The following is a 23,632-nucleotide window of genomic DNA, read 5'->3' as shown; positions in this document are numbered from 1 at the left end:
CCCCGGCGGCGTGGGCCCATTCCAGGACCGCGGCGGATCCGGACCATTAGTACCCTGATTTCAGGGGACGTGTCCGGAACCGCCGCGGTTCGGCTTTAATCGACTCATGGGCAAGGTTGCGAGGTTCCTGGCTGCGCTGCTGTTGCCGGCCCTGGTGGCGGTTGCGGCCGCACCAACACCGCCTCCAGCCAGGGAGGCAGGGTACCCCGGCAGCATGGCAGCCCTTGGCGACTCCATCACGCAGGCCAACAATGCCTGCTGCGGCCCCGGGGACCGCCCGGAAAATTCCTGGGCCACCGGCGACGGGCCGGGCGACGGCGTGGCCAGCCATTACGAACGGCTCCTCCGGCTGGATCCCGCCATCAGGGGAAACAACGCCAACCTCTCCGTCAGCGGGGCAAAGGCTTCCGACCTGCCCCGCCAGGCTGCGCAGGCCACGGAAACCCGGGCGGACTATGTCACGGTCCTGGTGGGTGCCAATGATCTTTGTGCGCCGTCCCCAGAAAGCATGACGCCGGTGGAGAGCTTCCGCTCGCATGTGGCGGAGGCGCTGGAGACCCTGGACCAGATGCGGCCGCGGCCCCAAATACTGGTTGCAAGCATCCCCAACCTCTACGGGCTCTGGAGTGCCCTGCGCAACGATCCGGCTGCCCAGTCGGCCTGGTCCGGATCCCGGATCTGCCAATCCATGTTGGCCGCGTCCAATACCGAGGATATGCGTCAGCAGGTAGTCGAGCGCCAACTGGCTTTCAATGGGGTGCTGGCAGAGGCCTGCGGGAAGTACCCCACGTGCCGGACGGACGGCGGGGCGGTTTTCGCGCACATGCCAAGCCCTGGCGACGTGAGCACGCTGGATTACTTCCACCCCAGCCTCCAGGGCCAGGCAATACTGGCGGACATCACCTGGCGGGCACTCTGGCAGGACTGACAGCAGTCAGTCCTCGCTGTGCAGCTCCCGCTGCCGTGCACTCAGCAGTTCAATTTCGGGGCGTCCTGCCACCAGGCGTTCGACGGCGGCGAGCACCTCCACGAGGTGCGCGCGGTCTGCCGCCACCAGGCCGGCCCCGACTTGGGAACGCCGGTACTGGTCGTGGTCTCCGACCTCGGCGACCGAGACGTCGTAACGGCGTTTGATCTCGGCGAGCAGCGGCCTGATGACGGAGCGCTTCTCCTTCAGGCTCTGAACGTCTCCCAGGAGGATGTCGAATTCGATCCAGCCGATCCACATGGTTTCAGCCTACCGAGGTGGCGGAGCTAGATGGTGAGCTCGCCCATCCGGTCCCAGCCTTCGCCGTCGAGCTGGCGGCTGATGATCTGCGGTGTCTCGGCAAGGGCCTGCGGCATGTCTGCCATGGCCTGCTTGAAATGGGCGCTGTTGACGTGGTCGCCGGCGGCGTCGTCCTTGAACGCCTCCACGAGGACGTACTCATTCGGGTCCTCGAGGCTGCGGGACCAGTCGAACCAGAGGTTGCCGGGTTCCTGGCGCGTGGCCTCGGTGAAATCAGCCACCAGGCCGGGCCAGCGCTCCGACCATTCAGGCTTGACCTTGAACTTGACGACGATAAAGATCACGGGATTTGTCCTTCCGCGGCGAGTTGGCGTGCCCCTTCAATGTACCGGGAAGTAACGTAGCGCTGCGCCGCCCGGGTCACCGGGGCGCCTGCTGCATAAAACCAGTTGCCCGGTTTGCTGAAGGCACGGATCCGCAGGAACACCTCACCGCACCCGTCTATCCGAACCTCGAAGGATTCTTCCCCGCGGGCGGGATGCCCGGGCAACGCCCCGTAGCCGAACCCTGCGGACTGCGGTTCATCCTGTCGGCGCGGCTCGTGGACCCACACCACTTCGCACGGCACCTTCAGCCGGAAGGGCCCGATGCCGAAGCCGCTGACCACCCGCGCACCGGGGACGACGGTGGGTGAATCCGCACGGACACGGAGTCCGGCGCGCCGCTGCAGCTCCCAGGAAAGGATGCCCGCGGCCACCCGCTGGTACGTAGCCAGCCCGGCGCCGAGGTGCACTTCCTTCATGACGGTTGCGTAGCTTCGGGGCGCCTCGCCATGCTCAGTTCCTCCGATACCGGGGTAATCCAGTCCGTCCGGCCGCGGGTGCCTGGACTTCACCCGCGGGCCCCGGTGAGGCGGACCCATCCCAGCTGCTCCTGCTGCTTCCTGCTGAGGCTGGCCACCACCAGGTCGTAGGAGTCCTCCACCATGTCCCTGACCATGCTGTCCGGAAGAGTCCCGTCAAGCCGTACCCCGTTCCAATGCGTCTTGTTCATGTGCCATGCGCCGGTAATTTCCGGGTGCACCGTGCGGAGCTGGACGGCCAGGGCCGGCTCACACTTGAGGTTGACGTAGAAGTCCCGGACGTCCATTGAGGACAAGGCAAAAACTTTCGCTTCATGCCGGGTGCCGCCGGCAATGTCCGCACGGACCTTGAACACGGCGGTATCCGGCCCGAAGGGGTAATCCTCGTATGCTCCGGGGAACGAGAGGCAGATCTTCCGCAGTACGTCGGGGTCCATGCAGGAAGCCTATAAAGCAGCGGCGTCCGGTGCTAGTCTGCGAGGATGTCACACGATCAGGGGGCCATACCTGTTCTGGACCTGGGCACTGCTCGGCAGGCCAACGGCTCGTTCAGCCCCGACTTCATCGAGCAGTTGCGTAACGCGACCCACAATGTTGGTTTCTTCCAGGTCACGGGATATGGCGGGTCGCCCGGCCAGGCCGAACACCTCCTGGACGTCATCAGGCGGTTCTTTGCCCTGCCGCTGGAGGAGAGGATGAAGCTGGACAACAGGCTTTCGCCCCATTTCCGCGGCTATACCAGGATGGGCACGGAAGTCACGCAGGGCCGCGCTGATGCCCGCGAGCAGATCGACTACTCGCCGGAGCGCGAGCCAGTGACGGATTACCCGGTGGATCAGCCGTACTGGCTGCTGCAGGGCCCCAACCTCTGGCCCGATGATTCGTTCCCCGAACTCAGGCCGGCAGCCATGAACTGGGCCGAGCTGATGTCCGGGGTTGGGATGGAGCTGCTCCGGGCCATCGCCGTTTCCCTTCAGCTGCCGGAGGATTACTTCGACGAGCCCTTCCGGGACTCCCCAGCATGGATGGGCAAGCTGGTCCACTACGTGGGCGGCGTGGTGGAGGCCGCGGGAGACCAGGGCGTCGGATCGCATGCGGACTACGGCTTCGTCACGCTGCTGCTGCAGGATGACGTGGGCGGGCTGGAGGTGCTCCCGCCGGGGGCAAGTGAATGGGAGCCGGTGGAGCCTATTCCCGGAGCCCTCGTTGTGAACCTTGGCGAGATGCTGGAGGTGGCCACGGAAGGCTATCTCGCGGCCACCATCCACAGGGTAGAGGCGCCGCCGCCTGGCGTGGACCGGTACTCAGTACCGTTCTTCTGGTCCCCGCGCCTTGACGCCGTCATCGACCCCGTCCCGCTGCCGCCGGAGTTGAAGGCGGAGGCGAGGGGCATTTCCGATGATCCCGCCAATCCGCTTCTGGCCTCCTATGGGTTGAACATGCTCAAGGGCAGGATGCGGGCCCACCCGGACGTCACCGAACGCCATTACCCCCATCTTTTGACGCCCTGAGTCCTCGGCGCATGGGCCAGGCCACAGGAGTCAGAGGTTGTACTTCCAGGCCAACTGGGCAGGACAGGCATTCATCACTACGTCCAGTCCTGCCGCTTTGGCGCGTTCCGCGGCAGCCTGGTCGATCACTCCCAGTTGCAGCCACACTGCTTTCGCTCCTGCCGCGATGGCCTGGTCCACCACCGCCCCCACTTTTTGTGAGTTCACAAAGCAGTCCACGACGTCGATAGGGTGCTTTTCAGACGGGATGTCTCCGAGGGTGCGGTAGCCCGCTTCTCCGTGCACGGGGTCTCCGGGAAGGTTGACGGGAATGATCTCCATCCCCAGCCGTTCGCGGATGAAGAGTGACGTATCGTAGGCCGCACGCCACTCATTAGTCGTCAAACCAACGATTGCCCAGCGTCCCCTGGTTCGCATGAGGCGTTCGATGACTGCAGGATCGTTCGTGTGGCCCATTCCTCCACCTTACGCCGTTGCCGATAAGAAGCTGGCGCCGAATTTTCCGCTGGACAACCCCGCATTTCGTGCCGATGAACGAATATTACATAAAGCCCGCCAGCATTTGGGATATCGCGTTCATTTAGGTTCAGTTGGTAGTGACCATCCCGAGCGGCAGAGAGACCTGGATCTGTGACGCCGCAGCAACCCTGGTTACCGGAGGCCCCAGGCTCCGATAAACAGCAAGGTCCTGAATATGCGCCCCAAGGAATTGACCACTCCGGCGCAGCACTGGATCCGCAGGGTGCTACTGCCAGGACCGATGGAGTGACCCTATGACTACAGTTCTGCCTTCCCGTTCTGCCGGGACCGCCCCTGGCCACGCTGCTGCCTTGCCGGTGTCCTTCCGCGGCCTGCGCCGGACCTTCGGTACTGGCTCCACAGCGCACACCGTCCTGCGCGATGTGACATTTGACGTGGCAGCCGGCGAAGTCCTGGCCATCCTCGGACCATCAGGCTGCGGCAAGTCAACGCTGCTGCGGGCTGCTGCCGGACTGGACTCGCCAAGTGCCGGCTCGGTGGTCATTGCGGGCTCCCCCGTACAGGGCATCGATTCCCGGTGCGCCTTTGCCTTCCAGGAACCCCGGCTCCTGCCCTGGCACACGCTGCAGGCCAACATTGCCATTGGGCTGCCCACCGGCTGCAGCGCCAGCGAGGGGAAGGCCAAGGTGGCCCGCCTGCTGGAACTCGTTGGCCTGGAGCGCTTCGCCAAGCACCGCCCCAGGGAAGTGTCCGGCGGCATGGCGCAACGGGCATCCCTTGCCCGGGCGCTGGCCCGCAACCCCGGCGTCCTTCTCCTGGATGAACCGTTCGGCGCACTCGACGCACTCACCCGCATCCGGATGCAGGACCTGCTCCTGGACATCCACACGGTGGAACCGGCCACCGTCCTGCTGGTCACGCATGACGTTGATGAAGCGCTCCAGCTCGCGGACAGGATCATCGTCCTGGGCAACGACGACGCCAACGGTCCCGGTGCGACGATCGTGAGGACTGTCGAGGTACCGGGCGGCCGGCCAAGGGACCGTGCGGACGCCGTACTGGCACAACTGCGCGTTTCGCTGCTGCAGACCCTGGGCGTGGACGGCCACTGATTCCCACCCAGCAAAACGAGCGGCCCACCCCTGCTTCCCGGGCCGCAGGCAGTACCCCGTTGCCCTGATCTCCCCGACGTTGCTGTCTACCCGACACTGATTGATCCCCACCTAAGGAAAACCATGCCGTACGCACGCCCCATCACCCGCCGTTCACTCCTTGGCGCAGCAGCCCTCGCTGCGTCTGCAGCCCTGGCCCTGACAGGTTGCGTCGCCGGTGAAGGATCCTCCGGCGGTGCTGCCGCAGCTGCCGGCAACACCAAGGGCGGCACGCTGAACATCGACTTCGCCACCTACAACCCGCTCAGCCTGGTCATCAAGGACCAGGGCTGGCTGGAAACCAGCCTCAAGGACCAGGGCGTCACGGTCAACTGGATCCAGTCGGCAGGCTCGAACAAGGCCAACGAGGCGCTGCGTTCCGGTGCCATCGATGTGGGTTCCACCGCCGGTTCCGCGGCCCTGCTGGCGCGCGCGAACGGCTCGCCCATCAAGACCATCGACATCTACTCACAGCCCGAGTGGGCAGCCCTGGTGGCACCCGCCGGCTCGGGCATCACGTCGGTGGCCGACCTCAAGGGCAAGTCGGTCGCCGCCACCAAAGGCACGGATCCGTATTTCTTCCTGCTGCAGGCCCTGGAACAGGCAGGGCTGAAGCCCGGTGATGTGACGGTGCAGAACCTGCAGCACGCCGATGGCCGCACTGCCTTGGAGAACGGCTCAGTGCAGGCCTGGTCCGGGCTGGACCCGATCATGGCGGGGGCGGAACAGAAGGGTGCAACCCTTTTCTACCGCAACCTGGACTTCAACACCTACGGCTTCCTCAACGCCACCGAATCGTTCCTCAGGGACAAGCCCGAACTGGCCCAGGCGGTAGTGAACGCTTACGAAAAGGCCCGTGCCTGGGCAGCGGAGAACCCGGACGAGACGGCCCGCATCCTGGCTGAGGTTGCCGGCCTGGACCCCGCTGTTGCCAAAACGGTGGTGCTGGAACGCAGCAACCTGGACGTCGACCCCGCGCCGGGCGAGGCGCAGCGCAAAGTATTGGAGAAGATCGGGCCCACCTTCGTGGAAACCGGTGACGTCAAAACGCAGCAGCAGATTGACGACGCCGTGAGCTCCCTTCTCGACGACTCGCTGGTGAAGAAGGCTGATCCCTCAGCCATAAAGGCCTCCTGATGAATCAACCAGGAGAAACTTTCCCCACCAGCACCAGTGTTGCGGACGCGCGTGCTGCAGCCGCCACCGCAACAACGGCAGACGCGGCCCAGGCGGGAGCCACTGAGGCACCCGCTCCGGCACGTGGATGGTCTCCCGCCGGAGTCCGCTCCAGGGACTGGGCGCGTCTGCCCCTTGGCCTGATCATCCCGGCGGCCCTGCTGGCGGCCTGGCAGCTGGCCTCGGCCAGCGGCCTGTTCACCGTGGTGCAGCTGCCGCCGCCGGTGATGGTTCTGGAGGCAGCCGGGGAGCTGCTGGAACGCGGTGAACTGGGGACCCACATCGCCATCTCCACCCAGCGCGTCCTCATCGGCTTCCTGGTGGGGGCGGCCCTTGGACTCGTCCTGGGCGCCACCGTGGGGCTGTCCAAAGTCGCCGACGCCCTGCTGGCACCCACTATCGGCGCCCTGCGGGCCGTTCCGTCGCTGGCCTGGGTGCCGCTGCTGATCCTGTGGATGAAGATCGGCGAGGACTCGAAGGTCACGCTGATCATCATCGGCGCGTTCTTCCCCGTCTTCACCACCGTGTCCCTGGCGCTGCGCCATGTGGACCGCAACCTGGTGGAAGCGGCACGAGCGTTCGGGCTCAAGGGCGTCCGGCTGCTCACCACGGTGCAGCTGCCCGCCGTCGTCCCCGCCGTGTTCTCCGGCCTTCGCCTGGCCTTGGCCCAGGCGTGGCTGTTCCTGGTGGCCGCTGAACTGATCGCATCCTCCATGGGATTGGGCTTCCTCCTGATTGATTCCCAAAACAACGGCCGGACCGACCGGCTGCTCCTGGCCATCGTGATGCTGGCCGTGATTGGAAAGGCTACTGACGCCCTGCTGGGCCTGGCCGAAAAATGGGCGGTGAAACGATGGGCCTGAGCACCACGGAAACCTTCGCCCTGAACACGGGTGTCCGCCCGGACAACGTCGCGTTCTGGGAGCAGCAGGCGCGGCGCCTGGACTGGGACACCCCCTGGCACACAGCGCACCGCTGGGTTCCGGCAGATGCCGGGGCGGGCAGGGGCCCGGGCATCACCTGGTTTGAGGGCGGACAGCTGAACGTCGCCGCGAACTGCGTCGACCGGCACGTCGCGGCAGGCCGCGGAAACAAAGTGGCGCTCCACTTCGAAGGCGAGCCTGGCGACCGCCGTTCCATCACCTACGGGGAGCTCCAAAGAGAAGTCGCCAAAGCCGCCAACGCGCTCCTGGCACTCGGCATCACCAAGGGCGACCGGGTGGTCGTCTACCTGCCGGTCATACCCGAAACTGTCATCATCACCCTGGCCGTGGCCCGCATTGGCGCAATCCACTCCCTGGTCTTTGGCGGCTTCTCCGCCGAAGCCCTGAAGTTCCGGGTGGAGGACACCGGCGCCAAGCTCCTGGTCACCACCGACGGCCAGTTCCGCCGCGGCGTGGCCGTCCCGGTGAAGGACAACGCGGACGCCGCTGTGGCCGGCGAAAACGCCGTCGAGCACCTGCTCGTGGTAAACCGCACCACGCCGGCCAGCGATCTGGCAACCGTCCCCATGACGGAAGGCCGCGACGTGTGGTGGCACGACGTCGTCGGAAACGCCGCGGAAGTCCATGAACCGGAAGCCTTCGACGCCGAAACGCCGCTGTTCATCATGTACACGTCCGGCACCACGGGCAAGCCCAAGGGCCTGGTGCACACCTCCGGCGGCTACCTCACCCAGGCGTCGTGGAGTTTCGAGCACCTGTTCAGCAACCCTGACCCGGCCCTGCGCGACCAGGACGTCCACTGGTGCACCGCGGACCTCGCCTGGGTCACGGCGCACACCTACGAAATCTACGGTCCACTGTCCAACGGCGCGACCCAGGTGATCTTCGAGGGCACCCCCAACACGCCACACCCCGGCCGGCACTTCGAGATCATCGAACGCTACGGCGTCACCCAGTACTACACTGCGCCCACGCTGGTGAGGTCCCTCATGGGCTGGTTCCCCGACGGCGTGCCGGACACCTACGACCTCTCCTCGATCCGCCTGCTGGGCACTGTGGGGGAGGCCGTCAACCCGGAAGCCTGGCGTTGGCTGCGGCAGAACGTTGGCGCAGGCACGGCACCCGTGGTGGACACGTGGTGGCAGTCCGAAACCGGCGCCACCATCCTCTCCCCCGCTCCCACAGACAGCGCCTTCAAGCCAGGCTGCGCGGCCCGTTCACTGCCGGGCGTCAGCACGCGCATCGTTGACGACGGCGGCAACACCGTCGCGCCGGGCGTCCAGGGATACATCGTGGTTGACTCCCCTGGGCCCGCCATCGCGCGCACCGTCTGGGGCAATCCGCGCCGCTACTTCGACTCCTACTGGAGCAAGTACGCAGAGCAGGGCTGGTTCCTGGCCGGCGACGGCGCAAAGTACGATTCCGACGGCGACATCTGGATTCTGGGCCGCGTGGACGACACCCTCAACGTGTCCGGCCACCTGCTCTCCACCATCGAGATCGAATCGGCCCTGGTGTCCCACCCTGATGTGGTGGAGGCCGGAGTGTGTCCCGTGGCGGACCCAAAAACCGGGCATGCCGTGGTGGCGTTCGTGGTCCTGAAAGCTGACGCCCCAGCGGACTGTGCCGCCGACCTTCGCAACCACGTGGCGAAGGAGATTGGCCCCATCGCCAAGCCGCGCGACGTCGTCGTGGTCCCCGATGTCCCCAAGACGCGCAGCGGAAAGATCATGCGCCGGCTCCTGACCCAGCTGTTCGAAGGCACAGCCCTCGGCGACACCACCTCACTCCAGAACGAACCGGCAATCGCCGGCATCCAGCACGTCCTGCGCCAGCGGGCCCAAGCAAAGGAAAATTCATGACCGAGATCAGCAATGTCGCCCGGCTCTCCGAACCCCTGAAGTTCGCCTACTGGGTACCCAACGTCTCCGGTGGCCTGGTGGTTTCCACTATTGAACAGCGCACCGGCTGGGACTTCGACTACAACAGGAAACTGGCCCGCATCGCCGAGCAGTCAGGCTTCGAATACGCCCTGACACAGACCCGCTACGCAGCCTCCTACGGTGCGGACAAGCAGCACGAGGCCACCTCGTTCAGCCTTGCCCTGCTGGCTGCCACCGAGCGACTCAAGGTGATCGCCGCGGTCCACCCCGGTATGTGGCACCCCGGAGTCCTCGCGAAATACATCATCACTGCCGACCACATCTCCAACGGGCGCGCCGCCGTCAACATCGTGTCCGGCTGGCTGAAGTCCGAGTTCACCAACTTCGGCCTGGAATGGCTGGAGCACGATGAGCGCTACGTCCGCACCGAGGAGTTCATCAAGGTACTGCGCGGGCTGTGGACCGAGCAGGAATACAGCCAGTCCGGCAAGTACTACAACATCACCGACTTCACCCTGAACCCGGCGCCCGTCGACGTCCCCGGCCGCGCCCACCCGGAGATCTTCTTCGGCGGCAACTCCACGGCTGCCCAGGCCACCGCCGGCCGCGTGGCGGACTGGTACTTCTCCAACGGCAAGGACCTGGAAGGCTTCAAGGACAACATCGCCGGGGTTGTGGCCTCAGCCGAAGAAACCCGCCGCGGCACTGAAGGCCGGCTGGCCGTACCCCGCTTCGGGCTCAATGGCTTCGTCATCGCCCGTGACTCCGAAAAGGAGGCCCGGGACACGCTTCGTGAGATCGTCGTGAAGGCGCACAAGCCGGCTGTCGAGGGCTTCCGGGACGCCGTGCAGGAAGCCGGCGCCTCCACCAAGGACGGCAAGGGCATGTGGGCAGATTCCAGCTTTGAGGACCTGATCCAGTACAACGACGGCTTCAAGACCCAGCTGATCGGAACCCCGGAACAGATTGCCGAGCGGATCGTCGAATACAAGAAGATCGGTGTGAACCTGTTCCTCACCTGCTACCTGCACTTCCAGGAGGAGGTGGCCGCCTTCGGCAAGGACATCCTGCCGATTGTCCGCGAACTGGAGGCCGACCTGGCCCGCAAGAATGGAACCGAACTTAATCTCTCTGCCACTCCCGTGGCCGAGGCGGTGGCTGTCTGATGGCTGACCGCAAATTCGGTTTCCGCACCCGCGCCCTGCACGCCGGGGGGACCCCCGACGCCGAGCACGGCGCCCGGGCCGTCCCGATCTACCAGACCACATCCTTCGTGTTCAAGGACACCCAGGATGCCGCCAACCTGTTTGCCCTGCAGAAGTACGGCAACATCTACTCCCGCATCGGCAACCCCACCGTGGCAGCGTTCGAAGAGCGCATCGCCGCACTGGAGGGCGGGATCGGCGCAGTTGCCACCTCGTCGGGCATGGCGGCGGAATTCATCACCTTCGCCGCGCTGACCCAGGCCGGCGACCACATCGTGGCCGCTTCCCAGCTGTACGGCGGCACTGTCACCCAACTGGACGTTACGCTGCGCCGCTTCGGCGTGGACACCACGTTCGTCCCCGGCACGGACCCCGCTGACTACGCCGCGGCGGTCCGGGACAACACAAAGGCGATCTTCGTGGAGGTGGTGGCCAACCCGTCGTCGGAGGTCCAGGACCTGGCGGCACTTGCGAAGGTGGCGCACGACGCCGGGATCCCCCTGGTGGTCGACGCCACCCTGAGCACGCCCTACCTGGTGCGCCCGATGGAGCACGGTGCCGACATTGTGATCCACTCAGCCACCAAATTCCTGGGTGGGCACGGCACCACCCTGGGTGGCGTGATCGTGGAGAGCGGCCGGTTCAACTGGGGCAACGGGAAGTTCCCCACCATGACCGAGCCCATGCCCTCCTACGGGAACGTCTCATGGTGGGGCAACTTCGGCGAGTACGGTTTCCTCACCAAACTGCGCTGCGAGCAGCTGCGCGACATCGGCCCCGCCCTGTCGCCGCAGTCGGCGTTCCAGCTGCTGCAAGGGGTGGAAACACTCCCGCAGCGGCTGGACGAGCACCTGAAGAACGCCCAGGCCGTGGCCGAATGGCTGGAGAACGATGACCGGGTTGCCTACGTGAACTACTCCGGCCTACCGTCCCATCCGCACTTCGAACGTGCGCGGAAGTACCTGCCCTTGGGTCCTGGATCGGTGTTCTCGTTCGGCGTGAGGGGCGGACGCGCCGCCGGCCAGAAGTTCATCGAGTCGCTGCAACTGGCCTCGCACCTGGCCAACGTGGGTGATTCCCGGACCCTGGTGATTCACCCCGGCTCCACCACGCACCAGCAGCTGAGCCAGGCCCAGCTGGAATCCGCAGGCGTGCCGGAGGATTTGGTGCGCATCTCTGTGGGACTCGAGGACATCGAAGATATCCTGTGGGACCTGGACCAGGCCCTGACTGCAGCGCAGCAGGCCCCGGCGGGAGACGCCGTGGCAGCCGGGGTTGCGGCGGGACCAGCCACCACCGCGGAAGCCTGCACGATTGGAGCAAACGCATGAGTACCACCGAACGCACCTGGACCGGCCCGTCAGCGCCCGAACGCCTGAGCCTGCTCCGGGAAGCAAAGTCCATCGCCATTGTCGGCGCGTCGGACAAGCCTTCACGTGCCAGCTACTTCGTGGCCACCTACCTGCAGTCCTCTACCCGCTACAAGGTGTACTTCGTCAATCCAGTGGTGACGGAAATCCTGGGCCAGCCCACGTACGCCTCACTGGCCGACCTGCCGGAGAGCCCCGATATCGTGGATGTTTTCCGCAAGCACGATGACCTTCCAGGGGTGCTGGATGAGGCGGTGGCTGCCGGCGCCAGGACGCTGTGGCTGCAGCTGGGGTCCTGGCATGAGGAGGTGGCTGCGGGGGCTGAAGCCGCCGGGCTTAACGTCGTAATGGACCGGTGCGTCAAGATTGAACATGCCCGCTTCCACGGCGGCCTCCACCTGGCGGGCTTCGACACCGGCGTTATTTCATCGAAGCGCCAGGTCCTCGCCTGATCGCATACGGCATCTAGCGGTCGGCTTTTTTCAGCCAGGGCAGGACGGGGTCGTCCCCAGGGGCGGCCCCGTTTTTCGTTGCGCTCTTGGCTGCTTCACCAGCGTGCGCCGCGCTTGCCGGCGTCTGGGGAGCCCGCGGGGACGATTGGCCTGCGCCGCCGCCGGGGCTCCTGCGGACTGCCGCCTCCTGCGCCGCATGCTCCGGCGCCTTGCCGGGTTCCTCACCGCTGCTGCTCTTCTGCTGCCGCGCCGCACCGGAGTCGGGCACCTTCCCCGCCGCAGCACCGCCGTCGGGCATGGCGGGCTCTTCATGCTCAATGGTCGGGTCCGGCTCCGGAAGACCGCTGTCCCCCTGCAAGGCGCTGGGCTCCGGTGACGGTTCGCCCGCCGGCGGCCGGCTGTCCGCCGCACCGAACGAAGGCGATGGAGCAATGCTCCACGACGGCATCCAGTCTTCCAACAGGTGCTGCACGGAAGGGCTGCCGGTACCTCCGGAGGGTGCGGAACTGGCGGCCACTCCGGTGGCACCGAGTCCCATCCCGGCGGCGAAGGCGATGCCCACCACGGTAGTCCGATGCCGCCGGAGCTTCCGGCGGCGATCCAACTGGTCAACAGGCGGGGCCAGGAGGGCAGCAAGTTCGGGGCCGGGATCAGGAATCGGGAGGTCCGCAAAAGACCCCAGCGAAACCAGTGCACGGCGAAGTTCGGCGTCCTGCGACAGCCCGGCGTCGAGGAGCATCTCCTCCAGAACCTCGGCACGGTGTTGTGCTTGTGCTGTCATGGCTTGAGGTATTCCTTCACTTCCGCGAGTTCCCGGAGTTTGAGGAGTGCACGGCGCTGGAGCTGCTTCACGGAGCCCCCGCTCTTGCCCATGGCCTCCGCCGTCTGCTCCACAGTCAGTCCGCCCACGAGGCGAAGGGAGAGCACCTCGCGCTGGTCCTGCGGCAGGGTGTCCAGCAGTCCGAGAACCTCCTGCGGCGAAATCCTTTGCAGGGCTTCCGACTCGGCCGAGGAATCCTCCCGTTGATCCAGCTCAGGCTCGAAGGGCAGTTTGGCGGGGGTTCGGCTTTGGCGCCGGTGGTCGTCAACCATCCGGGCATGGGCTACCGAGAAAATAAAGGTGCGCAGCCCGGCGTCTCCGCCATGGACAGAGGCAAGCCGCGGCAGGACGGAAAGGAATACCTCCTGCATGGCCGCCTCCGGATCTTCAACTCCCCGGGCTGTGAGATAGCCCAGGACCTGTGATGCATAGGTCCGGTAGACAACGCTGAAGACAGAGACCCCGGCAGGTTCGTCCCGCAAGGCCTCGTCTGCCAGTGCATCAGTCACGGACGTAGTGCTTCCAGTCAAAAGAGGGAGTTGTTGGAGGGGAGAAGCTGTCCGTCCTGCGGAACGGCTTTTCCCCGCATCACTTTACCCCTCAGTAACCACCGCCCGGGACTGCCACGCGTACGCTGCAGGTCCCTTTGTGGCAGCTGCCCCTGCCATTGGAAAGTGAAAGAGCCGGCCTGGAACGTGATGGGGGACAAGTTCCAGACCGGCGCTACATAGGGGTAATCGCTGCAGGCCTGCGAAGGGTTACGCAACCAGGGCAAAAGGTTTAAAAAACTTGCATGGTGCGGCCCACAACCGGGGCAATCCTCATGGGTTGTCCACCGCTGCTGCTGCTGCTACGGAAGTTACCCCAACGGCTCCCAATATCTTTCCCGCGGATACCCGAATCGATCCCAGCCATTGACCCGCCCAAGAGTCCAGGGTTCCGGCATTGCGCTCCTGAAGGCAGAGCTTCCCTAGTCTGGGCAGGTCAACGCACGGTGCAACATCAGCGATAAACAAAAGACAGGGACAGCCACTCATCTCGCGCAGGCCCTACCTTTGTTCCCTGAACAAGATGCGGCGCGAAAGAGATTAAAAGGAGTATCCGGGAGGGGCTCAGCAACCCCTCCCGGATTCTCTCGGGTCTTACTAGTAGGCGAACTGCCACATGTAGCGGCGTCCTTCGAGCGAATACCCCCGCACGGCTGCGTAGTGGGCTGCGAGCCGGAATGAAATGGTATAGAAGACCAGAGGGGCGACGAACGCGCGCAGTTCAGGGGAAATGCCGGGAAGCTCAAGTTCACGGCTATCTACCCGGAACGTCTCGCCGCTGTACTCCTCCAGGAAACGGTCGGCACGTTCTGCCATGGGACGGGTTTCGTCTTCGCCCAAGTACAGGATGCTTTTGGTGTTTTTGTCGAAGACCTCGAAGGCACCTTGGAAGAACTCGTTTGCGTTGATGGTTGCCGCGTGCATCCACTGCATTTCCTGAAGGAAGCAACTGGTGAAGGTGGTGCCCATGCCCTGCAGGGATCCCGAAGCGATGAGGTACGTTACAGGAACGTCCTTCATGTTCTCAGCGATTTTGGCGGCGTAAGGCTCGAACGCCTGAACCGCGGTTTCGGTGGCGGCCGGCAGTGCATCCAGGGCCGAGAGCTCTGTGGAGACGTTCTGGCCCTCGCGTTCCAAAATTGCGAGGGCGAGCAGTTGAAGGAGGACCTGGTTGCCGTCCCCATTCTTGGCAATAAAGGCGGTGTTGACTGCTTGTGCCAGGGCGCCTTCAGCGTTCAGGGTCACTGCTACAACAGCGGCGCCCCGCTCCTGCGCCCAGGAGGCCGCCTTTGCGGTTTCGGGGGTCATGCCTGCAGCAGAAAGTAAGATAACCAGAGCGCCTGGCCCCACGCCGGGTGATGCACGGTAGTAAAACTCGTCAGAGTTTACGGATGTCACCGGCGTTGTGGCCCGCCGGTCCAGGAAGTACTGTGCGGCGTGCAGGCCGGAAAGTGAGCCTCCGGCGCCGACAAGGTAGACCCTGTTGAGCTCCGGCAGGCCCAGGACATATGAGCTGATTTCCGGCCAGAGGGTCAAGGCGTGCTCCTGGGATCCGCGGATATCGCCAGGGATGTCTTTAACAGGCTGTATTCCAATGAAGGTGCCGTCGGTCATTGTTGTTCCTCTATTTCCGTGTGACAGGCGTGGCATCCGGGTGGATCGCGATGGGCGGTCCGCCCAGGCAGGTCTCAGCCGGCTGGTTTCCGGCCGTGTTCGGTCAGGTCTTACTTAGCTGCGGTGGGGGCCGGTGTTGCGGTCTGCTCGGCTTTGGGCAGGTACTGCTCGGGCATTGGTGATCCCGGGAACCACTTCTGGTACAGGGTCTTCCAGGTGCCGTCTTCCATGGCTTCTGCCAGGGCCTTGTTCAGGGCCTCCTTGAAAGCGGTCTTGTCCTTGGCGATGGCGAAGCCTGCCGGAGCATCAAACGAGGGGATGTCCGCTACGCTTACCAGGCCGTGCTGTTCCGTGTAGTCCTGCGCAGTTTCGTAGTCGAGGAAGTGGGCGTCGGCTGAGCCGCTGTTGACGGCTGCGATTGCGGAGTTGTTGTCGGGGAAGCGGACCAGGTTTGCGGTGGTGAAGTTCTTCGCTGCGTAGGCTTCCTGCAGCGTGCCTTGGACCACGCCAAGCCGTTTGCCGGACAGGCCGTTGGCGTCCTTGATGCCGGTGTCTTTGGTGGTCAGGACGGTCAGGTAGCCGGCGAGGTAGCCGTTGGAGAAGTCCACGGTTTCTTTGCGCTTTTCGGTGATTCCGATGGCGGCCACTCCGACGTCGAACTGTCCGTTGGCCACCGCGGGAAGGATCGCCGAGAAGTCCTGGCCGGTGAAGACGACGTTGTCGACTCCAGCCCGCTTCGCCACGTTCTTGAAAAGCTCAACATCGAAACCGGTGAAATCACCCTGCCCATCGGCAAAGGCATAGGGCTTCAGGTCCCCGACGCTGGCAACCCTGACAGTGCCGGGCTGGATCAGCGCGTACGGATTGTCCTCAGAAGGAGAGGATGAGGCACTGCCGCCGCATGCGGTGACGAGAGCAGCAATCATGGCTGCCGATGCCATCGCCACAACGAGACGGAACTTTTTTGAACTGTACGTGGGCATTTGCTTTCCAATCTGCGAAGAGACAGCCGCTTGAAGGCTCGATTTCATCGGAACGCCTCGCAGCGAGTGTGAGAGCGTTATCAGGTACGGCAAAGCTACATTTCACTCCCCAGCCCCGTCAAGAGTTACTTGAGCCTCGGATTCTGTATGCGCGGCAGGCGGGCGAGGAGCTGAGCTTCGCTGAGGAACGAACCGTCTTATGGATAAAACTCCCTCGACATTCTGCGAACGTTCTCATAAGCTCGTCATAAATGCACTTGGGAGGCATCATGGTTTCGATCTTGACAGCGAGGGACAACGTCGTTGACTGCTACTTGGACGAGGGGCAGGTTTTTGCGGGTGGAAACGCCCTGAACGTCGCCGTTTTCGCCCGGCGCGCGGGAGCAAGGGCAGCCTACGCCGGCACCATCGGAACGGATGCCGCCGGGGGTTTGATCCGGAACGCCCTGACTCTCGAAGGCGTGTCCACGGACTTTGTGCAGGTTCGGACCGGCAGCACCGCGTACTGCGTGATTGGCCGGAACAACGGGGACAGGGTGTTCCGGGAAGTCGGGTTCGGAGTCTCACGGCTTGAATTCGATGGAGGGTTCGTTACACCGGCCACCGGTTTTGATGCTGTCCACCTCAGCGTCTCCAGCGCCCTGGAGCATTTGACACTGGACCTCGCATCCGTAGCACGCCTGTCCTTCGACTTCTCCACCAACAGGGATACCGCCCTGCTCAGGGCGGTGGCACCGCACTGTTATCTCGCCTCCTTTTCAGGAGGAGATCTCACCGCGGGCGAGGGACTCGATCTTGCCCGGCATGCGATCGCGCTTGGCGCGACTTGGGCGCTGGTGACACGGGGAGCAGAGGGCGCCGTCCTGGTGAACGGGGAGCACACTTACAATGCCCCGGCGGCAAACACCACCGTGGTGGACACTCTGGGGGCCGGGGACACCTACATCGCTACCGTTTTGACTGAGCTCCTGCGAGCGAACAACCCACCTGAAGCCTTGACCAAGGCTTCGGAAGCGTCTGCCCTCACATGCAGCAGGCTCGGAGCGTTCGGGAAAGGAGAACCGCTCACCGTCATGCCTTCGCCGTCACAACTCGGCTCCGCATCACTGGAAACCCTGCACTGACGAAACCAGGGACACCAAAACTGCGGAACCGACGGACGTGGAACCGACGGACAAAGTAACGGGAAATTATTTCCCCGTGCTTGATCCATCCTGGCCTCCTCGCGCAGTGCGACGCTGCATCTCGAAGGGGCGCTGTTATGGAAGGTAAGCTACTGACCCGCGGCTCCGGCTGCACACACAGCTCGGAACACTCAAAATTACGGAAAGAATTCCATGTCGCCACCGCCTAGGATCACCATTACTCAGGTCGCAGCCGAAGCCGGTGTCAGCACGGCTACAGCCGGGCGGGCGCTGGGCGGTTACGGTTATACCAGTAATGAGGTTGCCGCCCGGGTTCAAGCTGCGGCGCGGAAACTGGGCTACAAGCCGAACATGGTCGCCCGAAGCCTCGTCACAGGCCGAAGCCAAACCATAGGCGTGGTCGCCGCTGACATCGACAATGCCTTTTATGCCCGGGTCCTGCGAGGGATCGGTGATGTGGCACGATCAAGGGGGTTCGGCGTCATCCTCACCAACAGTGATGAAAAGCTTGAACGCGAAAAGGAAGCCGTCCAGCTTCTCCTCGAAAAACGCGTCGACGGGCTCATCATCACGCCCTGCGACGTCCAGGGATCCGAACATCTCCGCAGTCTCATAGCCGGCGGCTGCCCAACAGTCCAAATAGACCGGGCAGCGTACAACCTGGCAGCAGACTCGGTGACGGTGGACAATCGGGGCTCTGCGCGTGACGCGGTCGCATACCTGCTGAAGGCAGGCCATAAACGTATAGGAATCATCGCTGAACTGGAGCAGCTCGAAAGTGGGAGCCTTGAGGACTTTGTCGCCCAAACGGCCTTTTCGCCGGTGACACCGCAAACGCTCTACCCAAGCTGGCAGCGGCTACTCGGATACCTCGACGCCCACCGGGACGCCCAAATCCCCGTGCAGACGCAACTGATCCGCCGCGTGGGATCCTACTCCTCAGAGGCCGCACGCAACGAAGCTGTTCGACTCCTCGAGTCAGGCCACCGACCTACCGCCGTTTTCACGGCCGACGGAACCATGTCCCATGGACTCATGCAGGCCATCGCCGACCTCAAAATCAAGGTCCCGGAGCACCTTTCTGTCCTCTGCTTCGACGACCTCGACTGGATGGCATTCATGCAACCGGCTATAACATCCGTCCACCAGCCAGTGCATCGCATCGGCTCAATGGCAGCGGAACTTCTCCTTGCCAGGATCGCCGGCGAGACATCCGTTCCGAAGCATAACGTCCTGGAAGCACGGCTCAACATCCGGGACTCGGTGGGCCCTCCTCCATAGGAAGTACAAGGTAAGTAGTACAGCCACCACGTTTGTGCGGACGGAAGATGCCAGTCCGCATGGCGCGCCGCCCGGGAAGTGGTGGAGGCGGTGGTGTCCACCACTTCCCGGCTGCTAGTTCTGGTTAACGGGCGCCCACGCCCCTGTGCTCACAGCCTCTGACGCGGCAACACCAGTATCGAAGCGGTCAAGCCGGAAGGACGCCAGCACGGGAGACGAGGCTCCGGTGAGGATCTCCTCGGCGAGAAGTTCACCAAGAATAAGCCCGAGCGTTGCGCCCGAATGCGTGAACATCACGTGCAGCCCCGTGATTGCAGGCACCGGGCCCACCACCGGTTCGCCGTCACCCGGAATGGGTTTAAGCCCTGCACCAACTTTCTGCGCAGTCAGTCGCGGGTTCCCCGCAAGCACCTTCGAAGCCTCGTCGAGCAGGCCCTGCACAGACTCTTCCGGAACCGTGAATGAACCGTCGTCCTCAACAATCACCGACTGCTCAGCCCAATCGGAATCGAGTACGAGTCGACCGTCAGGCGTGGGCCGCACCGCGACGCGCGGCGTGTTCAGCACGGTCTTTACTTCAACGTCGATCGGATCGGTGAACAGCACAAACGCGGCGGGAGTGGCATCCGGAATCGTTACGCCCAAGGCGGCGAGCTGGGCTGGAACCTCACCGCCGGTTGCCAACACTACTTGGTCGGCGGCCAGCCGGGTCCCGTCACCGAGTATCACGCCGGCCACGGCACCGTCCTGCACGTCGACACGGACATCGCCGGCGTTCTCGAGGACCTCCGCGCCATTGGCCACTGCGTCAGCCACCAGCGCCGGGATGAAGTCCGGCATGTTCAGCCAGCCTTCACCCGGGTTGTAAATGGCGCCTTCTTCGGCCACCGCGTCGGCGTTCACGTCAGGTGCGATCCTGGCCACGTCAGCACGCTCGACCCAGACAGAGTGGTACCCGGTTGAACGCTCGAAGGCGAAGGTGTCGCGGAACGTTTCATTGTCGCCGGCCCACTTCATTGCGCCATCGAATCGGATGTAGGCGCGGCTCTCGGGATGGTGCGCGCTCCAGGTGCGGTAACGGTCGATGGCAAGCATCCGCAGGTAGTGGTATTCCGCGGTGCGGGCACCCGATGAGTTCAGCCATGCGATCGAGCGGCTCGAGGCCCCGTTCGCGAGGGGGCCTGCTGTTACAAGTGTCACCTGTGCGCCTGCCCGTGCGAGGTGCATGCAGGTCGATGCGCCGAGGATGCCGCCGCCAATAACGGCAACGTGTTTGGCTGGAGCTGTGGAGGACATGGTTCTCCCTTTCTGGGTGTGTTTGGGACGATGATGATGCCCAAGGCCGGAGGGCACTGCACCTGGGCTGCTCAGTTCTGTTTCAGCCAGGCGAACGCATGACTTTTTTCAATGGTTCGAAGGACTTCAAGGGACTCGGCCGGGTCGACCGGCAAGGGGCCTTCACCGCGAAGGGCGGCCCCCAGTTCTGCGTAGAACTGGGGGTAGGCCCCGGTTTTAGCGGGAACGCTCGTCGTGGAACCGTCGATCCCCAGGACCCCCCAAGCGTCCTGGGGCTCAACACCATACGAAGAGTCCAACGGGGAAATACCCGCTGCCAGGGCAGGTTCCTGGCTATCCAGGCCCGATTTGGTGTAGCCGGCCCGGGAACCCAGGACGTGGAAGCGTGGGCCGACCTGCGCTGCCATGCCGTTCATCCACAGCCTGGACCGGACACCGGATTTATGAAGCAGTGACACGAAGGCCTCCGTGTCAGCTCCGTTCTGATGCGGGCCGTGGTTTGCCGTCTCCCCGTAACACTCTTCGACCGGTCCAAACAGCTGGATCGCCTGGTCGATCAGGTGGGCGCCGAGGTCGTGGAGGATCCCGCCGCCTTCCGCCAAAGAAGCGGTGTCGCGCCAATTCCCGAAGCCTTCCGGCCGCCACCATTCGAAGCGGGACTCGAAGCTGCGGACCTCGCCCAGGGCGCGTTCCCGCAACAACTTTTTGAGCGTCAGGAAATCTGCGTCCCACCGTCGGTTTTGAAAGACCGTGAGCTGGACTCCGGCTTCGGCCGCCTGGGAAATGAGGCCTTCGCCATGAGCCGATGTGGTAACGAACGGCTTGTCCACGACCACATGGAGCCCGTGCGCCATGGCCGTGGAGGCAAGGTCGAAATGGGTGAGCGGCGGAGTTCCAAGGATTACCAGGTCAAGACCGCCGGAGAGGGCGAACATGTCATCCGGGGTTGGAACGATCCGGGCTTGGGGGTAAAGCCTGGCCGCCTCCGCAGCCCGGTCTGGATCAGCTGTGACGATGAGGTCCAGCGAGTAGCCAGGATCCGCTGCGATGAGCGGGGCGTGGAAGACTTTGCCGGAAATGCCGAATCCCACGACTGCTGTCCGTATGGGTGAGGCTGCAACTTCCCGCATCACAGTACTTCCGAAAGGAACCGTTGGAGGCGTTCGCTCTTGGGGTTGTCGAATATCTCCGAGGGGGTGCCGGCTTCGACGACTTCGCCTTCGTCCATGAAGACGACCTGGTCCGCCACCTTGCGGGCGAAGCCCATTTCGTGGGTGACGACGAGCATGGTCATTCCGCGGCGTCCCAGTCCTGCCATGAGGTTCAGGACGCCTTTGACCAGTTCCGGGTCCAAAGCGCTGGTGGCTTCGTCGAAGAGCATGACCTCAGGTTCCATGGCGAGGGCGCGGGCGATGGCCACGCGCTGCTGCTGGCCGCCGGAAAGATCCCGTGGACGATGGTCTGCCCGTTCGGCCAGCCCAACTTCGGCAAGACGGCGGCGGGCGCGTTCGCGTGCCGCTGCCTTGGGCATGCCCTTCACACTCCACAGGGCCAGGGCCACGTTCTCCAAGGCGGTATGGTCCGGGAAGAGGTTAAAGTGCTGGAACACCATGCCGATACGGGCACGCAGGATGTCGGGGTTGACCTTCAGCGCGCTTTCTCCTGCCAAAAGCACGTCTCCGCTCTTGGGTTCATGCAGGCGGTTGACTCCCCGGAGGAGGGTGGACTTGCCTGAACCTGAAGGCCCGATGATGCAGGTGGTCGTGCCCGGCGCCACGGTGAGGTTGACGTTGCGGAGGACTTCGATGTCCCCGTAGGCCATCGTCAGGTTCTTCAATTCCAGGCTGGAACCGTGGAAAGTCTCGATGTCTGCGGCTGAGGCCGTGCTTGAGGTGTTGTTGGCGAGGCTCATGTGTTGCTCCCGGTGATCAGCGGCGAGGCCGCATCGAGTTCATTGACTTCCTTCAAACCGCTGGTCGGCGGTGCGGGGCGGCGCCGGCCGGTGCGGAACCTGGCGTCGAAGTAATTGACCAAGTGGGTCAGGGGAACCGTGATGATCAGGTAGAAGATGCCCGCCGCCACCAGTGGCGAGAGATTACCCGAGAGAACGGCGGCATCCTGGCCTACGCGGAACAGTTCCCGCTCGCTGACCAACAGGCCCAGGAAGTAAACGAGCGAGGAGTCCTTGACGATGGCGATGAACTGGTTCACCAGAGCGGGCAGTACGCGGCGGATGCCTTGCGGGATCACTACCAGGGCCATGGACTTGGCGTAGCTCATGCCCAGGGCACGGCAAGCCTCGCCTTGGCCCTTGTCGACACTTTGGATCCCGGCGCGGAAGATTTCGCCGATGTAGGCGCTTGCGATCAGGCTCAGGGCAATGATGCCCAACGGATAGGGTGAGGGCCCGAAGACCGACTGGCTGAATCGTGCAAACCCCTGACCGATCAGCAGGATGGTCAGGATCGCGGGAAGGCCTCGAAACAGATCGGTGTAAATCCGTGCCGGTACGCGAAGCCATTTGGAGGGCGAGATGCCCATCACGGCAATCACCATGCCCAGGACCACGCCGAGAATAGTTGCCGCGATAGAGATGATCAGCGTATTGACGAGCCCGACTCCGAGGAGTTGCGGGAGGACTTCGGCCATCGCCTTGAAGTCGAAAAAGGTGCGGATGATGGTGTTGAACCAGTCCATGGTTGCTCTCAGACGTAGTTGGCTTATGAATCCCGGGCGGACCGCGAAAGGCGGTCCGCCCGGTTATGTTTCAGCCGGCTGGTGTCCGGCTTTGTTCGTGAAGGGGCTTACTCGCTTGCCGAGGGTGCCGGTGTTGCCGTCCGCTCGGCTTTGGGCAGATACTGCTCAGGCATTGGTGATCCCGGGAACCACTTCTGGTACAGGGTCTTCCAGGTGCCGTCTTCCATGGCTTCTGCCAGGGCCTTGTTCAGGGCCTCCTTGAAAGCGGTCTTGTCCTTGGCAACGGCGAAGCCTGCCGGCGCATCGAAGGATGGAATGTCTGCTACGCTGACCAGGCCGTGCTGCTCCGTGTAATCCTTGGCCGCTTCGTAATCGAGGAAGTGGGCGTCAGCTGAGCCGCTGTTGACAGCTGCGATTGCTGAGTTATTGTCCGGGAACCGGACCAGGTTCGCGGTGGCGAAGTTCTTCACCGCGTAGGCTTCCTGCAGAGTTCCCTGCACCACGCCAAGCCGTTTGCCGGACAGGCCGTTGGCGTCCTTGATGCCGGCGTCCTTGGTGGTCAGGACGGTCAGGTACCCGGCGAGGTAGCCGTTGGAAAACTCCACGGTTTCCTTGCGCTTTTCGGTGATTCCGATGGCGGCCACGCCGACGTCGAACTGCCCGTTGGCTACCGCGGGCAGGATCGCGGAGAAGTCCTGGCCCGTGAAGACGACGTTGTCCACTCCAGCCCGCTTCGCTACGTCCTTGAAAAGCTCAACATCGAAACCAGTAAAGTTACCCTGCGCGTCCGTGAAGGTGTAGGGCTTCGAATCGCCCAGGCTGGCGACCCGGACAGTGCCCGGCTGGATCAGCCCGTACGGGTTATCGGCTGAGGACTGGGCGGGAGTTGACCCCCCGCAGCCCGACAGCGCCAGGAGTGCCGCAACTGCGGCCGCCACCATAACCGCCGGGCGGAAGTTGAATCGTGTGCTCAAGGTTTTTCCAAT

General features: G+C 63.9%; 25 protein-coding genes. 11 read left to right on the top strand and 14 right to left on the bottom strand.

All coding sequences use genetic code 11. The features are described from left to right. Positions 1 to 106 precede the first annotated feature (106 nt). Complete coding sequence (locus FDW84_RS05875) at positions 107 to 928, top strand: GDSL-type esterase/lipase family protein (protein WP_138607485.1); 822 nt, start codon at positions 107 to 109, stop codon at positions 926 to 928. Positions 929 to 934: 6 nt separating this feature from the next. Here FDW84_RS05875 and FDW84_RS05870 read toward each other — a convergent pair whose 3' ends face one another. Genes FDW84_RS05870 through FDW84_RS05855 form a run of 4 tightly spaced genes read right to left on the bottom strand, consistent with a single transcriptional unit; the run spans position 935 to position 2,527 of the window. Then, positions 935 to 1,228: a DUF503 domain-containing protein gene (locus FDW84_RS05870; protein WP_138607483.1), complete on the bottom strand. Its 294-nt coding sequence runs from the start codon at positions 1,226 to 1,228 to the stop codon at positions 935 to 937. Positions 1,229 to 1,254: 26 nt separating this feature from the next. Further along, positions 1,255 to 1,572 carry a putative quinol monooxygenase gene (locus tag FDW84_RS05865; RefSeq protein ID WP_138607481.1) on the bottom strand — a complete coding sequence of 106 codons (318 nt, stop codon included), beginning with the start codon at positions 1,570 to 1,572 and terminating at the stop codon, positions 1,255 to 1,257. Then, on the bottom strand, positions 1,569 to 2,150 hold the full coding sequence (locus FDW84_RS05860) for a DUF1990 family protein (protein ID WP_138607479.1): 582 nt from the start codon (positions 2,148 to 2,150) through the stop codon (positions 1,569 to 1,571). The genes FDW84_RS05865 and FDW84_RS05860 overlap by 4 nt, the downstream gene beginning before the upstream one ends. Next, entirely contained in the window at positions 2,120 to 2,527 is a 408-nt protein-coding gene (locus FDW84_RS05855) for an MmcQ/YjbR family DNA-binding protein (RefSeq protein WP_138607476.1), read from the bottom strand. The genes FDW84_RS05860 and FDW84_RS05855 overlap by 31 nt, the downstream gene beginning before the upstream one ends. A gap of 45 nt (positions 2,528 to 2,572) precedes the next feature. Between FDW84_RS05855 and FDW84_RS05850 the strand changes: the two genes are divergently transcribed. Continuing rightward, positions 2,573 to 3,601 carry an isopenicillin N synthase family dioxygenase gene (locus FDW84_RS05850; RefSeq protein WP_138607474.1) on the top strand — a complete coding sequence of 343 codons (1,029 nt, stop codon included), beginning with the start codon at positions 2,573 to 2,575 and terminating at the stop codon, positions 3,599 to 3,601. Between the two features lie 30 nt (positions 3,602 to 3,631). Here FDW84_RS05850 and FDW84_RS05845 read toward each other — a convergent pair whose 3' ends face one another. After that, positions 3,632 to 4,057, bottom strand: coding sequence for a CoA-binding protein (locus tag FDW84_RS05845; RefSeq protein ID WP_138607472.1), 426 nt, complete (start codon positions 4,055 to 4,057; stop codon positions 3,632 to 3,634). 317 nt (positions 4,058 to 4,374) lie between these two features. Between FDW84_RS05845 and FDW84_RS05840 the strand changes: the two genes are divergently transcribed. The 7 genes from FDW84_RS05840 to FDW84_RS05810 all read left to right on the top strand — a co-directional run bounded on the left by FDW84_RS05840 (position 4,375) and on the right by FDW84_RS05810 (position 12,262). Continuing rightward, positions 4,375 to 5,193, top strand: a complete 819-nt coding sequence (locus FDW84_RS05840; RefSeq protein ID WP_138607470.1) for an ABC transporter ATP-binding protein — start codon at positions 4,375 to 4,377, stop codon at positions 5,191 to 5,193. A 123-nt stretch (positions 5,194 to 5,316) separates the two neighbouring features. Beyond that, entirely contained in the window at positions 5,317 to 6,369 is a 1,053-nt protein-coding gene (locus FDW84_RS05835) for an aliphatic sulfonate ABC transporter substrate-binding protein (RefSeq protein WP_138607468.1), read from the top strand. After that, positions 6,369 to 7,271 carry an ABC transporter permease gene (locus FDW84_RS05830; protein ID WP_138607466.1) on the top strand — a complete coding sequence of 301 codons (903 nt, stop codon included), beginning with the start codon at positions 6,369 to 6,371 and terminating at the stop codon, positions 7,269 to 7,271. The genes FDW84_RS05835 and FDW84_RS05830 overlap by 1 nt, the downstream gene beginning before the upstream one ends. Continuing rightward, positions 7,262 to 9,214 carry an acetate--CoA ligase gene (gene acs / locus FDW84_RS05825; protein WP_138607764.1) on the top strand — a complete coding sequence of 651 codons (1,953 nt, stop codon included), beginning with the start codon at positions 7,262 to 7,264 and terminating at the stop codon, positions 9,212 to 9,214. The genes FDW84_RS05830 and acs overlap by 10 nt, the downstream gene beginning before the upstream one ends. Further along, entirely contained in the window at positions 9,211 to 10,401 is a 1,191-nt protein-coding gene (gene sfnG / locus FDW84_RS05820) for a dimethylsulfone monooxygenase SfnG (RefSeq protein ID WP_138607464.1), read from the top strand. Before acs ends, sfnG begins: the two co-directional genes overlap by 4 nt. Next, positions 10,401 to 11,771, top strand: a complete 1,371-nt coding sequence (locus FDW84_RS05815; protein WP_138607462.1) for an O-acetylhomoserine aminocarboxypropyltransferase/cysteine synthase family protein — start codon at positions 10,401 to 10,403, stop codon at positions 11,769 to 11,771. Before sfnG ends, FDW84_RS05815 begins: the two co-directional genes overlap by 1 nt. Then, the gene (locus tag FDW84_RS05810) at positions 11,768 to 12,262 is read left to right on the top strand and encodes a CoA-binding protein (protein ID WP_138607460.1); all 495 of its coding nucleotides are present in this window, start codon (positions 11,768 to 11,770) and stop codon (positions 12,260 to 12,262) included. The genes FDW84_RS05815 and FDW84_RS05810 overlap by 4 nt, the downstream gene beginning before the upstream one ends. 13 nt (positions 12,263 to 12,275) lie before the next feature. Here FDW84_RS05810 and FDW84_RS05805 read toward each other — a convergent pair whose 3' ends face one another. From FDW84_RS05805 to FDW84_RS05790, 4 genes are all read right to left on the bottom strand, one after another. Further along, positions 12,276 to 13,043, bottom strand: coding sequence for a hypothetical protein (locus FDW84_RS05805; protein WP_138607457.1), 768 nt, complete (start codon positions 13,041 to 13,043; stop codon positions 12,276 to 12,278). Then, positions 13,040 to 13,591 (bottom strand): RNA polymerase sigma factor, encoded by a 552-nt coding sequence (locus tag FDW84_RS05800; protein ID WP_138607455.1) that lies wholly within the window; start codon positions 13,589 to 13,591, stop codon positions 13,040 to 13,042. The genes FDW84_RS05805 and FDW84_RS05800 overlap by 4 nt, the downstream gene beginning before the upstream one ends. Before the next feature lie 636 nt (positions 13,592 to 14,227). After that, positions 14,228 to 15,244, bottom strand: a complete 1,017-nt coding sequence (locus tag FDW84_RS05795) for an SIS domain-containing protein (RefSeq protein ID WP_171046670.1) — start codon at positions 15,242 to 15,244, stop codon at positions 14,228 to 14,230. Positions 15,245 to 15,354: 110 nt separating this feature from the next. After that, entirely contained in the window at positions 15,355 to 16,227 is an 873-nt protein-coding gene (locus tag FDW84_RS05790) for an ABC transporter substrate-binding protein (RefSeq protein WP_138607451.1), read from the bottom strand. Positions 16,228 to 16,496: 269 nt separating this feature from the next. Here FDW84_RS05790 and FDW84_RS05785 point away from each other — a divergent pair, with 269 nt between their 5' ends. Beyond that, complete coding sequence (locus tag FDW84_RS05785; protein ID WP_171046669.1) at positions 16,497 to 17,351, top strand: PfkB family carbohydrate kinase; 855 nt, start codon at positions 16,497 to 16,499, stop codon at positions 17,349 to 17,351. A gap of 213 nt (positions 17,352 to 17,564) precedes the next feature. Beyond that, complete coding sequence (locus FDW84_RS05780; RefSeq protein ID WP_138607447.1) at positions 17,565 to 18,653, top strand: LacI family DNA-binding transcriptional regulator; 1,089 nt, start codon at positions 17,565 to 17,567, stop codon at positions 18,651 to 18,653. A 114-nt stretch (positions 18,654 to 18,767) separates the two neighbouring features. Here FDW84_RS05780 and FDW84_RS05775 read toward each other — a convergent pair whose 3' ends face one another. The 5 genes from FDW84_RS05775 to FDW84_RS05755 form a co-directional block, all read right to left on the bottom strand. After that, a complete protein-coding gene (locus tag FDW84_RS05775; RefSeq protein WP_138607445.1) occupies positions 18,768 to 19,949 on the bottom strand; it encodes an NAD(P)/FAD-dependent oxidoreductase in 1,182 nt (393 codons plus the stop codon). Positions 19,950 to 20,020: 71 nt separating this feature from the next. Beyond that, entirely contained in the window at positions 20,021 to 21,079 is a 1,059-nt protein-coding gene (locus FDW84_RS05770) for a Gfo/Idh/MocA family protein (RefSeq protein WP_138607443.1), read from the bottom strand. Then, complete coding sequence (locus tag FDW84_RS05765) at positions 21,079 to 21,861, bottom strand: amino acid ABC transporter ATP-binding protein (RefSeq protein ID WP_138607441.1); 783 nt, start codon at positions 21,859 to 21,861, stop codon at positions 21,079 to 21,081. Before FDW84_RS05765 ends, FDW84_RS05770 begins: the two co-directional genes overlap by 1 nt. Further along, positions 21,858 to 22,646, bottom strand: a complete 789-nt coding sequence (locus tag FDW84_RS05760; RefSeq protein ID WP_138607439.1) for an amino acid ABC transporter permease — start codon at positions 22,644 to 22,646, stop codon at positions 21,858 to 21,860. Before FDW84_RS05760 ends, FDW84_RS05765 begins: the two co-directional genes overlap by 4 nt. A gap of 107 nt (positions 22,647 to 22,753) precedes the next feature. After that, positions 22,754 to 23,587: an ABC transporter substrate-binding protein gene (locus FDW84_RS05755; RefSeq protein ID WP_138607762.1), complete on the bottom strand. Its 834-nt coding sequence runs from the start codon at positions 23,585 to 23,587 to the stop codon at positions 22,754 to 22,756. Positions 23,588 to 23,632 lie beyond the last annotated feature (45 nt).

The sequence above is a fragment of the Pseudarthrobacter sp. NamE5 genome (genome assembly GCF_005796225.1).
Taxonomy (GTDB): Bacteria; Actinomycetota; Actinomycetes; order Actinomycetales; family Micrococcaceae; genus Arthrobacter.
Note: the sequence above shows the minus strand (reverse complement) of the source record. Positions and strands in the feature narration are given on the sequence as shown.

What these genes read in the sequence shown, in the direction of transcription:
- FDW84_RS05870 (WP_138607483.1), bottom strand. Translation starts at nt 1,228, where the DNA reads ATGTGGATCGGCTGGATCGAATTCGACATCCTCCTGGGAGACGTTCAG.
- FDW84_RS05835 (WP_138607468.1), top strand. Translation starts at nt 5,317, where the DNA reads ATGCCGTACGCACGCCCCATCACCCGCCGTTCACTCCTTGGCGCAGCA.
- FDW84_RS05755 (WP_138607762.1), bottom strand. Translation starts at nt 23,587, where the DNA reads ATGGTGGCGGCCGCAGTTGCGGCACTCCTGGCGCTGTCGGGCTGCGGG.
- FDW84_RS05845 (WP_138607472.1), bottom strand. Translation starts at nt 4,057, where the DNA reads ATGGGCCACACGAACGATCCTGCAGTCATCGAACGCCTCATGCGAACC.
- FDW84_RS05805 (WP_138607457.1), bottom strand. Translation starts at nt 13,043, where the DNA reads ATGACAGCACAAGCACAACACCGTGCCGAGGTTCTGGAGGAGATGCTC.
- FDW84_RS05830 (WP_138607466.1), top strand. Translation starts at nt 6,369, where the DNA reads ATGAATCAACCAGGAGAAACTTTCCCCACCAGCACCAGTGTTGCGGAC.
- FDW84_RS05875 (WP_138607485.1), top strand. Translation starts at nt 107, where the DNA reads ATGGGCAAGGTTGCGAGGTTCCTGGCTGCGCTGCTGTTGCCGGCCCTG.
- FDW84_RS05795 (WP_171046670.1), bottom strand. Translation starts at nt 15,244, where the DNA reads ATGACCGACGGCACCTTCATTGGAATACAGCCTGTTAAAGACATCCCT.
- FDW84_RS05840 (WP_138607470.1), top strand. Translation starts at nt 4,375, where the DNA reads ATGACTACAGTTCTGCCTTCCCGTTCTGCCGGGACCGCCCCTGGCCAC.
- FDW84_RS05770 (WP_138607443.1), bottom strand. Translation starts at nt 21,079, where the DNA reads ATGCGGGAAGTTGCAGCCTCACCCATACGGACAGCAGTCGTGGGATTC.
- FDW84_RS05765 (WP_138607441.1), bottom strand. Translation starts at nt 21,861, where the DNA reads ATGAGCCTCGCCAACAACACCTCAAGCACGGCCTCAGCCGCAGACATC.
- FDW84_RS05855 (WP_138607476.1), bottom strand. Translation starts at nt 2,527, where the DNA reads ATGGACCCCGACGTACTGCGGAAGATCTGCCTCTCGTTCCCCGGAGCA.
- FDW84_RS05785 (WP_171046669.1), top strand. Translation starts at nt 16,497, where the DNA reads ATGGTTTCGATCTTGACAGCGAGGGACAACGTCGTTGACTGCTACTTG.
- FDW84_RS05860 (WP_138607479.1), bottom strand. Translation starts at nt 2,150, where the DNA reads ATGGGTCCGCCTCACCGGGGCCCGCGGGTGAAGTCCAGGCACCCGCGG.
- FDW84_RS05815 (WP_138607462.1), top strand. Translation starts at nt 10,401, where the DNA reads ATGGCTGACCGCAAATTCGGTTTCCGCACCCGCGCCCTGCACGCCGGG.
- FDW84_RS05850 (WP_138607474.1), top strand. Translation starts at nt 2,573, where the DNA reads ATGTCACACGATCAGGGGGCCATACCTGTTCTGGACCTGGGCACTGCT.
- FDW84_RS05760 (WP_138607439.1), bottom strand. Translation starts at nt 22,646, where the DNA reads ATGGACTGGTTCAACACCATCATCCGCACCTTTTTCGACTTCAAGGCG.
- sfnG (WP_138607464.1), top strand. Translation starts at nt 9,211, where the DNA reads ATGACCGAGATCAGCAATGTCGCCCGGCTCTCCGAACCCCTGAAGTTC.
- FDW84_RS05780 (WP_138607447.1), top strand. Translation starts at nt 17,565, where the DNA reads ATGTCGCCACCGCCTAGGATCACCATTACTCAGGTCGCAGCCGAAGCC.
- acs (WP_138607764.1), top strand. Translation starts at nt 7,262, where the DNA reads ATGGGCCTGAGCACCACGGAAACCTTCGCCCTGAACACGGGTGTCCGC.
- FDW84_RS05810 (WP_138607460.1), top strand. Translation starts at nt 11,768, where the DNA reads ATGAGTACCACCGAACGCACCTGGACCGGCCCGTCAGCGCCCGAACGC.
- FDW84_RS05790 (WP_138607451.1), bottom strand. Translation starts at nt 16,227, where the DNA reads ATGCCCACGTACAGTTCAAAAAAGTTCCGTCTCGTTGTGGCGATGGCA.
- FDW84_RS05775 (WP_138607445.1), bottom strand. Translation starts at nt 19,949, where the DNA reads ATGTCCTCCACAGCTCCAGCCAAACACGTTGCCGTTATTGGCGGCGGC.